The organism is Psychromonas saccharinae (genome assembly GCF_051201515.1).
GTDB lineage: Bacteria > Pseudomonadota > Gammaproteobacteria > Enterobacterales > Psychromonadaceae > Psychromonas.
In genome coordinates this window covers 515,943-532,043 of the sequence record NZ_CP195153.1, presented here as the reverse complement: position 1 = coordinate 532,043, position 16,101 = coordinate 515,943, and the positions used below count along the sequence as shown (strand labels likewise).

Annotated in this window: 13 protein-coding genes; 5 read left to right on the top strand and 8 right to left on the bottom strand. The window is 39.4% G+C overall.

The genetic code is table 11. From position 1 onward, the window contains the following. Window positions 1-2: 2 nt before the first annotated feature. The 6 genes from ACR30L_RS02380 to ACR30L_RS02355 all read right to left on the bottom strand — a co-directional run bounded on the left by ACR30L_RS02380 (window position 3) and on the right by ACR30L_RS02355 (window position 5,407). Window positions 3-1,016: an ABC transporter permease gene (locus tag ACR30L_RS02380; RefSeq protein ID WP_435236447.1), complete on the bottom strand. Its 1,014-nt coding sequence runs from the start codon at window positions 1,014-1,016 to the stop codon at window positions 3-5. A gap of 9 nt (window positions 1,017-1,025) precedes the next feature. Continuing rightward, window positions 1,026-1,964, bottom strand: a complete 939-nt coding sequence (locus tag ACR30L_RS02375) for an ABC transporter permease (protein WP_435236446.1) — start codon at window positions 1,962-1,964, stop codon at window positions 1,026-1,028. Window positions 1,965-2,078: 114 nt separating this feature from the next. Beyond that, window positions 2,079-3,617: an ABC transporter substrate-binding protein gene (locus ACR30L_RS02370; protein ID WP_435236445.1), complete on the bottom strand. Its 1,539-nt coding sequence runs from the start codon at window positions 3,615-3,617 to the stop codon at window positions 2,079-2,081. A gap of 345 nt (window positions 3,618-3,962) precedes the next feature. Next, a complete protein-coding gene (locus ACR30L_RS02365) occupies window positions 3,963-4,295 on the bottom strand; it encodes a thioredoxin family protein (protein ID WP_435236444.1) in 333 nt (110 codons plus the stop codon). 8 nt (window positions 4,296-4,303) lie between these two features. Then, on the bottom strand, window positions 4,304-4,426 hold the full coding sequence (locus ACR30L_RS02360; RefSeq protein WP_435236443.1) for a hypothetical protein: 123 nt from the start codon (window positions 4,424-4,426) through the stop codon (window positions 4,304-4,306). Window positions 4,427-4,531: 105 nt separating this feature from the next. Next, entirely contained in the window at window positions 4,532-5,407 is an 876-nt protein-coding gene (locus ACR30L_RS02355; RefSeq protein WP_435236442.1) for a LysR family transcriptional regulator, read from the bottom strand. 145 nt (window positions 5,408-5,552) lie between these two features. Here ACR30L_RS02355 and ACR30L_RS02350 point away from each other — a divergent pair, with 145 nt between their 5' ends. Further along, window positions 5,553-6,755, top strand: coding sequence for an MFS transporter (locus ACR30L_RS02350; protein ID WP_435236441.1), 1,203 nt, complete (start codon window positions 5,553-5,555; stop codon window positions 6,753-6,755). A 397-nt stretch (window positions 6,756-7,152) separates the two neighbouring features. After that, window positions 7,153-8,163 (top strand): substrate-binding domain-containing protein, encoded by a 1,011-nt coding sequence (locus ACR30L_RS02345; RefSeq protein ID WP_435236440.1) that lies wholly within the window; start codon window positions 7,153-7,155, stop codon window positions 8,161-8,163. 5 nt (window positions 8,164-8,168) lie between these two features. Here ACR30L_RS02345 and galM read toward each other — a convergent pair whose 3' ends face one another. Then, the gene (gene galM / locus ACR30L_RS02340; protein WP_435236439.1) at window positions 8,169-9,227 is read right to left on the bottom strand and encodes a galactose-1-epimerase; all 1,059 of its coding nucleotides are present in this window, start codon (window positions 9,225-9,227) and stop codon (window positions 8,169-8,171) included. A gap of 93 nt (window positions 9,228-9,320) precedes the next feature. Continuing rightward, window positions 9,321-10,334, bottom strand: a complete 1,014-nt coding sequence (galE, locus tag ACR30L_RS02335; protein ID WP_435236438.1) for a UDP-glucose 4-epimerase GalE — start codon at window positions 10,332-10,334, stop codon at window positions 9,321-9,323. A 750-nt stretch (window positions 10,335-11,084) separates the two neighbouring features. Here galE and ACR30L_RS02330 point away from each other — a divergent pair. From ACR30L_RS02330 to ACR30L_RS02320, 3 genes are all read left to right on the top strand, one after another. After that, complete coding sequence (locus ACR30L_RS02330; protein WP_435236437.1) at window positions 11,085-12,719, top strand: dihydroxyacetone kinase subunit DhaK; 1,635 nt, start codon at window positions 11,085-11,087, stop codon at window positions 12,717-12,719. A gap of 83 nt (window positions 12,720-12,802) precedes the next feature. After that, a complete protein-coding gene (locus tag ACR30L_RS02325; protein WP_435236436.1) occupies window positions 12,803-13,888 on the top strand; it encodes a glycerol dehydrogenase in 1,086 nt (361 codons plus the stop codon). A 193-nt stretch (window positions 13,889-14,081) separates the two neighbouring features. Continuing rightward, window positions 14,082-16,082, top strand: a complete 2,001-nt coding sequence (locus ACR30L_RS02320) for a methyl-accepting chemotaxis protein (protein ID WP_435236435.1) — start codon at window positions 14,082-14,084, stop codon at window positions 16,080-16,082. The last annotated feature ends 19 nt before the right edge of the window (window positions 16,083-16,101 follow it).

Sequence of the window (16,101 nt, the reverse complement as noted above, 5' to 3'; positions counted from 1 at the left end):
TCCTAATGGGTTATTTTTGAGTCAAGGGCGTCACGAAGCCCATCACCAAATAGGTTAAAGGCTAAAACGATCAATAAAATAATACAGCCAGGCACCAATGACATCGCAATATTTTGATGTAGGTATTGCTGCCCCGTCGCTAACATAGAACCAAGACTTGCCGTAGGCGGTTGCACGCCTAATCCGAGGAAGGATAACCCCGCAATAGTCAAAATAGTTTCTCCCACCCGCAATGTTGCCATTACAATCGTCGGTGCTAAACAGTTCGGTAAAATATGACGACGAATAATCTGCCCATCGGGAATTCCCATCACACGTGCAGCACTGACATAATCTGCACTGCGTAGTAGCATTGAATCGCCACGAATAATACGAGCAAACTCTAGAATGCCGGTTAAACTCACAACCAACACTAAATTAAATAGCCCAGATCCTAACGCCGCCATTAGTGCAATCGCCATTAAGATAAAGGGAATTGCATTCCAAAATTCAAGGGAACGCATAATCACATTATCGGTTTTCCCACCATAATAACCCGCAAGTAGTCCCAAGGTTGTGCCCATCAAAGTATTCAAAAATACCGCTAATAAACCAATACCTAACGCAATACGGGTTCCGTAAATGGCGCGGGATAAGGTATCTCGTCCAAGTTCATCGGTACCTAACCAATGAGCAGCACTTGGCCCCGATGATAATGCCCCCCAATCCATGGTTAACGGATCCATCGGTACAATAAATGGAGCCAATATTGCGCAATAAATAAGGAACGTGACCACCAGCAATCCCCCCATCGCCGCTTTATTACGTCTCAGTTTGGCTAACATCAGACTCGTGCCCGAACGAGTCCCGGGCATTTGCTGTGCTAATTTACGTCGACCACGCCAATAAACCCAAATTAACACAAGGGTTAACCCTGCGAATAAAGAATAGGAAATAGCGGTATCTTGACTCACCAAGCATTGCGGTTCAAATAGTCCCAGCAACAGCAAATTGATAATAATTAGTGCTAAAAACATAATGAACCTCTACTCGTATTTAATTTGTGGATTCATGAGTCCATAAACTAAATCAACCAATAAATTAATAACGACATAAACAATGGCCATTAATAATACACAACCAAAAACCATGGGTTCATCACGTCGAAAAATAGCATTCACCGCTAGTCGACCAATACCAGGCCAAGCAAACACGGTTTCAGTTAATACAGCACCGGCAAATAAACGTGCAATCTGGTTACCGATATTGGTTGTAATCGGGATAAGTGCATTGCGAAAACCATGATAAATAATCACCATTTTTTCGCTTACCCCCTTAGCCCGTGCGGTACGAATATAGTCTTGGTTTATCACTTCTAACATGGCTGAGCGCGTCAATCGTGTCGTTGAAGCCATTAATACAAAAGACAACGATAACGCCGGTAAAATCATATGACGCAGCCCTTCAATGGTCCAAAAGTGCCCTCCGTATCCAGAAGCAGGTAAGACTTTGAGGTAAACAGCAAAGAAGTAAATTAAAAGAATACCGGTAAAAAATACCGGAATAGAGACCCCTAACATGGCCAAGGACATTGATGTGTAATCAAACCATGTATTGCGCTTAACAGCAGAAATAATACCAACGGGAATTGACACGACAACCGCAATCAATAAAGCCAGGAATCCCAGTTCAAGCGTCGCAGGTAAACGTGCTAAGACAAAAGAAAGCACATTATCTTTATAGAAAATTGAATTAAGTTCACCCGTAAAAAAATTTTCCATCATCTTAACGTATTGCACAGGTAGCGGTTGATCTAATGCATATTTTTCCTGCACAGCGGCAATCGATTCAGCCGTTGCTTGATCGCCCAATAACATTGCGGAGGGATCGCCTGGCGTCATTTTAATAATTGCAAAGACAAAAATAGACACAAAGAGAAGCATAGGTATTAATAACAATAACCGTCGCAGAGCATAATTCAGCACGTTAAGTCCTTACTAATAAAAGCCATAAACACTAACGCCAGGTATCCAAATTACATGATGAGGACCCTGGCGTTGAAAAGTAAAGTCAGATTATCGCAGACTGTTTACATTATCTTATTGAATAAGATCAACATTACGCTGCCAAGTGACTAAATGAATGTACTTTTGTGGAGAAGGCGTAAAGTCTTTCACTTTTGCACTTGCACCTGTTACTGTTTTTAACCAAACCAAAGGAATATGAATGTAATCAATGGTTAACGCTTGACGCATTGCCGTTTCATAAGCTTTTGTACGTACTGCAGAATCACTTGAGGTACGGCCTTCTTCTAGCGCTTTGGTCACAATTGGATTATCGTATTTAGAAAAGTTCATCGTAGAACCCGGTGTAAATAAACGGTATGTCCAACGGTCAGGATCAGGCACAGACCCCCAGCCCATTACAAACATATCTGCATCGCCCGCTTTTAACATTGGGAACAAACTACTCCATTCAGGTGTTTGCACATTTACTTTTAAGCCTAATGAACGTAATTGTGTACTTAATACCGTCGCAACTTGTTTACGTGCAGGATCGCCTGGAGAATAGATATCAAATTCAAATCCATCTTTAAGTGTTCCATCGGCTTTCATTTCATCGATTAGCTGTTTCGCTTTAGCCATATCAAAGGACAATGCTTTAGATTTCATATAATCGACATCATCACCAATTACGCCAACAGGGATCCATGAATAAGCACGCTCACCCGCCCCTTTGAAAATACCGGGTATCGCTTGGTCAAATGGCACAGCATGATAAACCGCTTCACGAAAACGAACATCAGAGAACGGTAATTTTTTCATTGAAAAACCGATATAGCGCAATGTTAAACCGGGAACGCTTTGAATATTCAATCCTTCTTTTGCAAGTCGATCAGTATCTTGCGGTAATAATTCAAAGGCCAGATCAATGCCGCCAGATTCAAGCTCTGCAGACATAACTTCCAATTTAGGAATTGGGCGGAAAATAACTTTATCAAGATTAGGTTCAGCCACAAAATAATCTTTGTTTTTCGCTAGTGTAATATGGTCATCTGGCACCATCTCTACAAATTTAAATGCTCCCGTACCAATTGGACTACGATCGAATGCTTCCATTCCCATCTCTTTTAAAGCTTTTGCAGGAAGGATACCCAATGTTGGGTTTGCCAGCGCAAGTAGGAATGATGCTGAAGGGGCATCTAAATTAAGTACGACCGTATAATCATCGGGTGTATCAATAGATTGAATAGGTGTTAAAAACTCTCGGTTAGGTGATGCATTTTTTTCATCTAACGTCACATCAAAGGTATATTTCACATCTGCAGAGGTCAATGGTTGACCATTATGAAAAGTAACGCCATGACGCAAATGGAAAGTATAAGTTTTTCCATCGGGAGAAATATCCCACGTTTCAGCTAATAAAGGCTGTGCTTTTTTAGCATTTTCTTTAAAACTAATTAATGTATCAAAAATATTACCCGCTAATGATTCAGCGTAAACACCTTGCATTAATAATGGGTTTAAGTTGGTGGGATCTTGAGTCAAACCGATTTTAAGCACTTTTTCTGCAGCACTGCTTGAAAATGAACTAATCAGCAGCATAGCAAGCGCAACTTGCTTGAATATCCTTTTCATATCACGAACCTTAATGAAGTAGTTAATATTGGAGGTTTACTCATCTTAATTAAAAGAGCGTAATAAAGAAGAGTTTATTAGGATGTAAAATAACAACTATTTATTTTGGACAGAGTAGCCACTTAAGACAAACATCAACGGTATGAACCCCATCGTATTCAATAGTGTTTAATCTTACATACTGATATTTCAAAGATTATAATATGATATTCATATTAGTGTGTAAAGTAGATATCAATACCGAAGAAATAGATGAAGGTAGACAAAAAACACATCAATTTAATATTAATACCGTTAAATCGATCAAAAAAGCCGCAGGATAATCAAGCGGCTCAGGTTTTTCTATCAATCATTCAGGAGTTGACGAATTTGCTCTGCATTTGTCGGTCGAACAATCCGTTTAACCTCTTGACCATTATGTAATAAAATTAATGTTGGCCAAAGCTTAACCTTAAACTCTCTCCCAAGACGTTTTCCCTTCCCGTCATAAACTTTAATATGAGGGAAACGAGATTGTTCATTCAATACTTGTTGCACAGCACTACTAGCAAGCTGACAATGACCACACCAAGGCGCACCAAATTCTAAAATTGCTTCACCACTTAAATCATGAATTTCTTTAAGCGATGGCGCATCCTCTGAATAATCGGATGTAAACCCCATTATATTAGTTATCATCCAATTACCTATCTAGGCTGTGCATTACCGGGTTGACCGCCACCGCTGCCATGACCACCGTGACCAAACCAAGGACCTACACAGCCTGATAAAAACATAACAACCACTATCGATATTATTATTTTTTTCATATTTACCTCTACATGATTAAATAGGCAAGCAATGTGACTTGCCATTTGTTGTTCAGATGAATATAAGGCATTTAATCGCCATATTAGTTCCATTATACATTTTTACTATCCCTTTACCTGATCCAAAATAAAATCTCGAAACACATGATTTGCCCGAGATAAATAACTATCTCGTCGCCAAGCTAAACTTAAATCAATGCAAAATGGCTCAGCAAAAGGACGTGTGATTATTTCGTCATCATCTTGAATTGCCACCTTCCACATAGGCGATATCGCATAACCTTTCCGTACCACCGATTTAATTAACGGTAACAAATTACTCGTAAAAGCTATTTTTGGCTTTGCTTTTTCTTCTTTACTTATTTTTTCAATTAACGAAGCAAAGTAGTACCCTTTGCCAAATAGGATCAGTTCATGCGCAAGAAAATCCTTATATTCAATACTTTCCTTTTTAGCAAGAGGGTGATCTGCGGTCATCCCTACTACCATTTCCTCACGCATTAATTTTTCACTTTCTAACTCTGGTACTAAGTCTTGATCGGCAACGACCCCTAACTCTAATTCACCACATAATAAACGTTGACGAATACGACGTGTTCCCGCATCGGTGATATTAATCATTAGCGCTGGGTATTGATGTTTAAATGCCATCAATAGGGGCGGTAAAAAATAAGACCCCAACATGGGTGGTACACCAACGTCAACCTCACCTCGATCCAATCCTTCAATGGCTTGCATGGCGAGTTTAGCATCTTTACTTTGTTGCAAAATTTGCCGTGCATGCTGTAAAAACTGTTGTCCCGCTTCAGTCAGACTAACACCTCTTTCTCGACGATGGAACAATGGCATTTTTAATTCACTTTCAAGCTTTTTTATACTCGCACTAATGGCCGGTTGTGCCAAAAATAACCGTCGTGCTGCTGCAGAAATACTGCCCGTTTCAACCACCGCAACAAAATGCGTTAACTGTCTAAATTCCATTTATTATCCCAAATAATCAAAGCCAACCTACCCATAAATTATATATATGGATGTCATAAAAACAATATAATTTATTTATTTTAGCAAGGGGGTATTATCACCACAAATACAGCCGACTAACCCAATACATTAAATTATATTTAACATGAATAAATTAACGCATTACAACCGATTAGTTCTATCCATCTGCCTTTGCTCTATAGTCACGTTTTCTAATATCTATTGGTTACAACCATTATTACCAACGGTACAACGTGCCTTCGACATTAGTTTACTTTCTGCAAATTTAACCATGTCGGCGCCTTTATTAGGGATGGGATTGGGTTTATTAGTGTTTGCAAGTATTTCAGACTCCATTGGCCGTCGCTCCATTCTTCTGGTGGGTATGATTGCTGGGTTAGCGGTATCATTACTTTTACCTTTGGTTGAAAACTACACCTTATTCCTCACACTTCGTTTTCTGCAAGGGGCATTGTTATCCGTTTGTCCTGCGGTTGCGGTTCCATTACTTGGCGAAGAGTTAAGAAAGAGTTGGCTACCAGCTGCTGTGGGCTTTTATATCGCATCAAATACCGTCGGTGGTATCAGTAGCCGCCTCATTAGTGGTGCCTTTGTTGACCTACTTGGTAGCTGGCAAGCAACGGGTTATGTTATTTCCATTGTCAGTACCTTATTGTTTGTATTAGTTTATTTTATTGTGCCTAAACAACGTCATTTCAAAATAGAAAAATTCAAACTTAAGCCTAGCTTAAAAATGTTTGGAACCCACTTAAAATCACCTCGCTTACTTATTATCTATATGATTATTGGTCTTGCATTTGGTTGTTTTGTTAATTTATTCAGCTATTTAATGAGTGTACTTGAAGGTGCTCCCTATGATTTACCGAGTAATGTTCGTAGTTTAATTTTTGTAACTTTCCTAGGTGGCACAACCAGCGCGTCGTTAGCAGGTAAATTCTCTAAAAAACATGGACAAATAGCCGGAATCGCAACGGGTATTTTTATTATGTTAGGGGCAAACTTCTTTCTCAGTGAAGGGGAATTATCATTAATGATAATTGGCATGATCATGATGGCATTTGGCTTCTTTTTCTGTCATGCACAGGCAAGCACCTTGGTAGGAAAAAGTGTCAAAAAAGGCAAAGGAAGCGCGCAAGCTCTGTATAGCTTATTTTACTATACCGGTGCGAGTTTAGGTGTCTTCTTTATTGCACCATTTTATAACAGTTGGGGATGGCAAGGAGTCATAGCCAGCACCAGTATTGCATTAATAATTTGCCTTGGTTTACTCGCGATTTATCAAGTGATGTACACAGAGCAGCGCAAAGTTAGCTCTCCCTCTTACTAACATTAAGTTAATATCTCATTCTGTAGGCTTGTTCGAGCAATATAAACAGCAAGCCTACTAAAATAGATTCATTGTCTTCAATCCCTACCGATTTAGCTGTTTTTTCAAGTATGTGATGCATACCGGAACCCACCTAGTGATGACATTGTAAACGCTTACTGTAAAAGGTATTCTATTTAGACTCAGTTTAAAATAATGGAATAGTCATTTAGCTTACTAATAATAGTATAGTATAAATGCTTATTTCATTTTTGATTGTTGGAACTCAGCGGTGATTTTTACTTTGCTGACTTTGTCCCTTAAAGTATCATGGGTATACAATATAACTCCTATTCAACGTAACAAGCTATGCCACTTAGTGAGTGATTGAAGGAGAGAAATTCATTGAAGGATTAACATGGCTACAATCAAAGATGTCGCAAGAGAAGCTGGAGTATCAACGGCAACAGTTTCTCGCGTTATCAATAAATCTCCCAAAGCAGGTAAAGCATCCACAATTGCAGTACAAACGGCAATGAAAAAATTGGGTTATCGCCCAAATATCAATGCACGCGCGTTGGTCAGCAAAAGTAGCAATACCATTGGTGTTTTAGTCAGCGATATTGCCGATCCCTTTTTTAGCGCCATGATCAAAGCAGCCGATCAAGTCGCCCGAGATAATAATAAGCATTTACTTATAGGTAGTGGCTACCACAATGCAGAATCTGAACGCGACGCAATTGAACTATTAATCAATAGTTGTAGAGAACATTTAATCGTTCACTCAAAGGCCCTCAGTTCCGAAGAGCTCATCGCTTTTGCTAAGGAAGTGCCTGGATTTGTTCTTATTAACCGTTTTATTCCAGAAATAGCGAATCGTTGTATTGCCTTTGATAACTTCAAGGGCGCCTATATCGCCACGGAATTTCTGATTAAAAATGGCCATAAACATATTGCTTATATTAATTCTAATCATAATATCGACGATGCATCCGAACGTAAGGCCGGATACTTGAAAGCCTTAGAAGATCATCAACTTTCCTATCCACCAGATTATATCGTTGAACAAGAAAGCAATGATGAAGGGGGAAAAATGGGAATGATTGAATTACTCTCAAAAAGTATCCCAATAACCGCAGTATTAACTTATAACGACTTTATGGCAGCGGGTGTCTTGACGGCACTTGAAGAAAATAATATCGCAGTGCCGGAAAAGATATCTTTAGTTGGATTTGATAATGGTTTAATTTCACGCTACGTTCATCCGAAACTAACCACCATCAACTATCCCATTGAGATTATGGCAAAACAAGCGACTCAACTTTCCTTCAAACTAGCAAAGCAAGAGGAGCAGCTAGCTAAACATAATATATTTTCACCCACCTTAGTTAAGCGAGCCTCTGTTAGCCGACATCAGGATAAAAAGTAAAACGCTTACGGTTGAACCGTAAATTGGTAAATAGTTTGATAGTTATACACGTCTTCAGGTTCGAGAATACTAGTTGGCTGAGGCCATTCACTATGATTCGGGGAGTCAGGTAAAAACTGCGTTTCTAATGCCACTCCGGCATAATCCTGATACTCACCGCCACAACGATTTGGTGTACCTGCTAACCAATTTCCCGTATAAAGCTGTATTGCAGGTTTATCGGTAAATACGGTCAATAGTACTTGCTTATCGGCACTATACAATTTTGCAACACCTACACCTTTTTGAGCTGGATTAAGTAAATAAGCATGGTCGTATCCCTTTGCAGACCGTTGCTGTTGATCGGTCAAGAAATCATGGTTAATTAATTTTCCTGCACGAAAATCAAAACTAGTATCGGTGACAGAAGCTAAATCCCCTAAAGGAATCCCTGTGCTATCAATGGGTAAATAACGATCGGCATTAATAGATAAATGATGTTTTTTACAATCAAGACCGGATTCAGCACCATCGAGGTTAAAATAAGCATGATTAGTTAAATTAACAGGCGTCGCCTTATCAGTAAGTGCATGATAATCAATAATAACTTCATTTTTCTCCGAGAGTTGATAACTAACGGATACCGATAATTGGCCAGGGAAACCCTGATCGCCATTTTGTGAAATAAGTGAAAAGGTAACTGAATTTTTCGTTTGCTCTGTAATATCCCAACGCCGTTTATCAAACCCTTCTGGTCCACCGTGTAAACTATTACCTGCTTGATTCGTTATTAACTGAACACGTTTCCCATCAATGACACATTGCCCAAGTGCAATCCGATTCGCATAACGCCCTACCGTAGCACCAAGATAAGTATTGTGTTGTTGAAAATCAGACATTGATGAAACACCTAAGATCACTTCTCTAGGCTGCCCCTTTAAAGGAAGAAGACAACTGAGCCAAGTTGCACCAATATCCATTAACGTAATAGACATACCACTGGTATTTTCTAATTTAATTAACTTGGCAGATTGGCCATCTAAAGCAGGAGTCTGTGTCATGGTTTCAAAGAGAGAATCAGTCATTATCACCTTAATAATTAAGAGATTTTACATAGAAAAAGTGCAATGGCTGCTTTTACAGCAAACAGCCATTATTATTCATATGAAGCAACAGGACTATTCATAGCCTTGGGGATTTTTTGATTGCCAATTCCATGTATCAGCGGTCATTTCAACCACGGTTCGTGTCGCCTTCCAACCTAAATCTTTTTCTGCTTTTGCTGTGCTTGCCCAACACTCAGCAATATCACCAGGTCGACGAGGGCAAATTTCATAGGGAACAGCTTTACCACATGCATCACTAAAAGCATTAACCATTTCAATCACACTGGAGCCATTGCCTGTCCCAAGATTATAAATATGTAATCCAGCTTTCTGCCCTACCGCTTTTAATGCAGCAACGTGACCATCAGCTAAATCCATAACATGAATATAATCACGAACACCGGTTCCATCGGGCGTTGCATAATCATCACCAAAGACAGACAGTTTTTCACGGCGCCCAACTGCGACCTGCGCAATAAATGGCATTAAATTATTTGGAATACCTTGAGGATCTTCCCCCATCGTACCGGAAGGATGCGCACCAACGGGGTTGAAGTAACGCAATAACGTAATACTCCAATCGGTTTGAGAGTCATAAAAATCAGATAAGCAACCTTCAACCATATACTTACTTCTACCATAAGGATTTGTCGTTGCCCCGACCGGAGAATCTTCAGTAATAGGTACCGATTCAGGATCACCATAAACCGTTGCAGAGGAACTGAAAATCATACTTTTCACACCTGCAGTTCGCATCGCACGTGCTAATACAAGCGAGCCATTTACATTAGTATCATAATATTCAAGCGGTTTACTAACAGACTCCCCGACTGACTTTAGCCCTGCAAAGTGAATAACCGATTTTATATCATGTTCGTTAAAAACTTTATTCAAAAAAGTTTCATCGCGAACATCTCCCTGATAAAAAACGGGACGCACCTTTGTAAGCGCTTCAATACGATCTAAAACCGCTAATTTACTATTACAGAGATTATCAACAATAATCGGCTCCATACCAGCCTGCAACATCTGTACACATGTGTGACTACCGATATATCCCATGCCACCAGTAACGAGAACTTTCACAATATATTGCTCCTATAGATATTTCATTATGGTAAATAATACCAATTATATTCCTTTCAATAAGTGATCCAGCACATAAAATGTAAACGATTACACAGCATTAAAAGAATCACTTATTTTGCATAATAAAATTATCATAATATATTTAATAGCCCATCACCAAGGACTCTTTTTATTTAAAAAAATAAAAAGGACTTAAAATTAAAATCACTGCGTATTATTTCTAGCCTCAAAATATGTTCACAAGAAATAATCAATAAAAACCAAAGTGTAATCGTTTATATTTATGTCTATATGATCACAACGCTATCGAAATATTCTCGGTAATATATACCCGTTACCAATCAAGATGCGTTTATCAGTCACTAGCTCGGATACCAAGGCAAGACGTAACATGATGACCTTTCGAGCGATTAACTGCGTTAATCCTCTATCGGTAGATGTAAAAACAAGACTTTACATCTTTAATGGCTAGCCCTTATCGAATGTTATAACGCAGTATTGCCATGGTTTATAAGAAACGAGTTAGTGACCCGCAGGGCAAGACGAGAGGCAAACATCTTCGTTGTTATAAAGTCTCGATTTAACCCGTTAGATCTTCACCTTTATGCCTAGAACCTGCTCACCTCTCGTCTTGCTAATTTCTGCATCTTGAATGGTAACGGGTATAAATACCGTTGGTAGTCAGCAACCCAAATCGTATGACTGTCAAATCCACCCATATTTATAAAATGAGTAAGGACGTTCTTCATGTCAAAGTTATTTTTTAATGAACGAAAAACATTGGTTAGCGATGCAATCGATGGTCTGATTTACAGTAACCAACATAATAATTTAACCCGACTCGATATTGATCAACATATTCGCATCGTTATCCGAAAAGATTGGGACAAAAGCAAAGTAGCCATTATCTCTGGTGGCGGCTCTGGCCATGAACCTGCCCATGCGGGATTTGTTGGTGAAGGTATGCTCACGGCAGCAGTATGTGGCGATGTATTTGCCTCTCCAAGTGTTGAAGCTGTATTAAATGCCATTATCCATGTAACGGGTGAAGCAGGTTGTTTACTGATTGTGAAAAACTATACCGGCGATCGACTCAACTTTGGTTTAGCAGCTGAAAAAGCAAAAAAACTCGGTTTAAAAGTCGACATGGTCATTGTTAATGACGATATTTCTATTGAAAATAGTAAACAGCCTCGCGGTATTGCTGGTACGGTTTTTGTTCATAAGGTAGCCGGTTATTATGCACAACAAAACGCCTCCCTTGAAGAAGTGCGAAGCAAGGCACAGCGCTGTAATGAAAATGTTTATAGTATCGGTGTTGCAGTCACTAGTTGCCATATTCCAGGAGAGGAAAATGACGACCGTATTCCGCCAAATAAAGCAGAATTAGGATTAGGCATTCATGGCGAACCCGGTGTTGCTGAAATAGATATTGACGATTGTCGAGACGTCGTTGAATTAATGTCTAAAAAACTATTAGCAAAGACGAATGGACAGAAATTTGCCTTACTATTGAATAACCTTGGTGGGACGTCGCCCTTGGAAATGAGTTTATTGACAAAAGATGTGGTGGAGTCTTCGCTTGCACAGGATATGAGCTATTTATTTGGCCCTAAACCCTTTGTAACCGCCATTGATATGAAAGGTTTCTCGTTATCTTGTGTCGTCTTAGACAAAGACACACAAGCCGCATTACTTGCACCTGTGAATGTTGAGTCTTGGGCGACGGGTATTCAAGTCAATGATGCGACACCAATTAAAGCAGAAAAAGCATCAAATAGCCTCGAATTTACCCCCTCTGATGCCCCAGCCATCCACTTTATCGTCGATAAAGTTTGCTCCACAATTATGGGTTTAAAAACAGAACTCAATCATCTCGATTCACTTGTCGGCGATGGCGATACTGGCTCAACATTTTCATCTGGTGCATCGAAGATTCAACAGGAATTAAACGACAAAAATCTTCCCTTAGCAGACATTCAAAAGCTCCTTGAAGTCATCGGTGAACAACTCGCGATTTCAATGGGGGGATCAAGCGGCATCCTATTGTCTATCTTTTTTACCGCAGCAGGTACTCACTTCGGCAAACATCAAGATTTGCCCGAAGCGTTATTAAATGGCCTTGAACAAATGAAATTCTTTGGTGGTGCAAAGGTCGGAGATCGCACCATGATTGATGCACTTGAGCCCGCACTACTAACACTTAAAGCAGAAGGACTCCCCATAGCTATTTTGGCGGCGAAACAAGGAGCAGAAAGCACCGCACAAATGCTAGAAGCCAAAGCGGGTCGCTCCTCTTACCTGAATAGTGACAATCTGGAAGGTGTAAAAGATCCCGGAGCCGTTGCTGTAGAAAAAGTATTTGCAGCATTTCAAGCATAACGAACTTAAACCAATGCCAACCCAATATGCTATCTGAGGTTGGTATTCACATTACCTAACTCTATATTGATAAGGAAAATACCATGGATAAAATTATTATTTCTCCAAGCAAATACGTTCAAGGTGCAAATGCACTTAATAATATTGGTGAATATGTTAAACCACTTGGTCAGAAAGCCTTAGCCATCGCAGATGATTTTGTGACCGGTTTGGTCGGCACACAAGTCACTGAAAGTTTTGCTCAGGCAGAGGGAGAAGTTGCCCTAGAAAAATTTAACGGAGAATGCTCTCGTCCTGAAATAGAACGTTTAATTGAAGTTGCAAAAGCGAATCAATCGCAAGTCATTATTGGCATTGGTGGCGGTAAAACATTAGACACCGCCAAATCAATTGCATTTTATATGGACATCCCAGTCGTTGTCGTTCCGACAATTGCCTCGACAGATGCGCCCACCAGCGCACTTGCCGTTGTGTATACACCTGAAGGTGAATTTAGCGAATACCTAATGATTCCACGTAACCCAAATATGGTTATTATGGATACTAAAATCATTGCTGGCGCCCCTGTACGTTTATTAGTCTCTGGAATGGGTGATGCGCTATCAACTTACTTTGAAGCACGATCTAATGCGATATCTGGCAAAGCAACCATGGCAGGCGGTGCACCAACACGTGCAGCACAGGCCCTTGCAAAATTGTGTTATGACACGGTTATTTCCGATGGACTTAAAGCAAAAATTTCCGTTGAAAATGGCTTAACCTCCCCCGCCGTTGAAAATATTATTGAAGCAAACACTTATTTAAGTGGTATTGGATTTGAAAGTAGCGGTTTAGCGGCTGCGCATGCGATTCATAACGGCTTAACTAAACTTGAAGAATGTCATCACCTATTCCACGGAGAAAAGGTTGCCTTTGGTACGCTAGTCCATCTCGTACTTGAAAATGCCCCGATGGCAGAAATTAATGAATTATTAACCTTCTGCAAATCCGTTGGCTTACCGACTAACTTACATCAAATGGGCGTTAAAGAGCTTAACTTGGATAAATTACTCGACGTAGCCGAAGCATCCTGCGCTGAAGGTGAAACTATTCATAATATGCCCTTTGTCGTCACCCCTGAGCTCGTATTATCAGCTATATTAACCGCACACAAATTAGGACAGCAATAACCATTCAACTAAACCAGCTAGCCATCGTTAGCTGGTTTACCCTCTGCAGTATTCAATAACATCTTCGAGATGTAAAAAAAATTGCAAAAAACCATAATGTTTAAAATCCCACCACCATTTTTTACCATTAAAGACTATTATGTTGATCCTTATCTCAATTTTTATCATTACGATTTTATAATAGGAACACTCAATGCAGTTAACAGTAGTAACCAGAACGCTTGGTGGGTTCGCAATTTTACTTCTATTAATGCTAGTCATGGCCGGAGTCGCCTACAACACCCAACAAACCATGATTACGCAACAGAATTATGCGCAGAATGAATTATCCCCAATTCAAAATAACTTATCCGCACTCTCTCAACTTATTTTGAAAGCTAATAAATCAACAATGCAACATTTATCACTCAATGCGCTAGCGGAAAGAAATAAAGTAGAGCAAGAGCAGCAACAATCAGAATCAACATTTATTAATATAGCCAACACCATTACCACTCAACTACAAAGTTTTCCGGCATTAAATAAGCAATTTAACGATGCAAAAAAAATAGCAGACCAATCATTTTCCATAGAAAAACAACAAATAAAGCTGCATAACCAACAGGTCACTGCAAAGCAAGAAGTACTTGATGCTATTTCAATGTTTAAAGATGAATGGAGCTTTTTTAAGGACGATTCAGAAGACTTACTTTGGGAGTTAACCGGTGAAGAACATGAAGCAGCTCGAGTCGCACTTCAATTCATGACTCAATTAGCCCTCGAATATGCAGCCGAAGTGAATGCGGCACTCGCCATTACAAATATGGATGAGTATGCAAAAAGCCGTGACCTACAGGAATACCGCTATAAAAACATGATGATGACATCAACAAGCTTGGGTAATGATAAAGACTTAGTACTAGAGGAAATGGCCCCCTATTTTGAAATGATGAAAAATAGCATTGAACAAAAAGGGAATTTATACAAAAACTTAGAATACTACCTAACATTAGTTGAGCAATCACTGCTCAATGTTGCGCAACTCAATACATCTGTAAATCTTGCTGAACAACATTTCCAAGATTTAAGTACTGCAATGGCTGAACAAATTAAATTAATTAATGTTGAATCACAAGCACACACAAATAGAGCAACGATGATACTACTTGTTATTATTACTATCTCTATTATTAGCGCGTTAATTGTTGGTTGGACAACATTACAAAGTATCCGCAAACCCATGAAAGAAATTTTACAGTCACTTAAAAAAATGGCAGCGGGCGATTTAAGAGTTACCTTAAAAAGCGACAGTAAAGATGAATTTGGTCAAATTGCAGCGCAAGTTAATACACTAAAAAACAAACTTATCACAATCGTTAATAGCTTAAATAATGTCGCAAATGACGTAACTCAAGTGGCACAAAAGACAAGTGAATTTACATTACGAGCAGAACAACGTATCGAATCACAACGTCAAGAAAGCGATGCAGTTGCCACCGCCATTGCAGAGATCGATGGGTCAGTATCGGAAGTGGCCGATAATACACAACTCGCGTTAGACGAAGTAAAATTAATGGAAGCTGCGGCCTCAGATAATCGCCAACGTATCAACGACAATATATCAACAACCAATAATCTCAATCAAGAAATGACTATGGCAAATGATGCGTTAATCGTGCTTGAACAAGAAATTAACGGGATTAGTTCAATTGTACATACCATTCAGAAAATCACTGGACAAACTAATCTACTTGCACTGAATGCAGCAATAGAAGCAGCTCGTGCAGGTACACATGGTCGAGGTTTTGCCGTCGTTGCTGACGAAGTGCGCTCTCTCGCGACACTAACTCAATCGGCTACTGAAGAAATTGAAAGCTTAGTTGATAGCTTGCATAACAGTACTAAAAAAACAGTTTCTTGTATGAATTCAAATCAACAGGAAGCAAAAACAATGGCTGAACAAGCGGTCACAATTAATAACTCTTTTACAGAATTACAAGAAGCAATTGCAAGAGTTCATCAATCGAATATGCAAATTTCATTAACCACTAAAGAGCAAACTAACTTTACCCATGAACTTAATCGTAATATTGGCCGCATTGTTGAAATGACCGAAAGCCTTGCTGATGAATCAAGTAGTAGCAGTGAACGCGCACAACTACTTCTTGACCTTGCGAATCAACAAAAAGCGTTAATTGAAGAATTTAAATTATAAGCCTTCCGACACACCATGG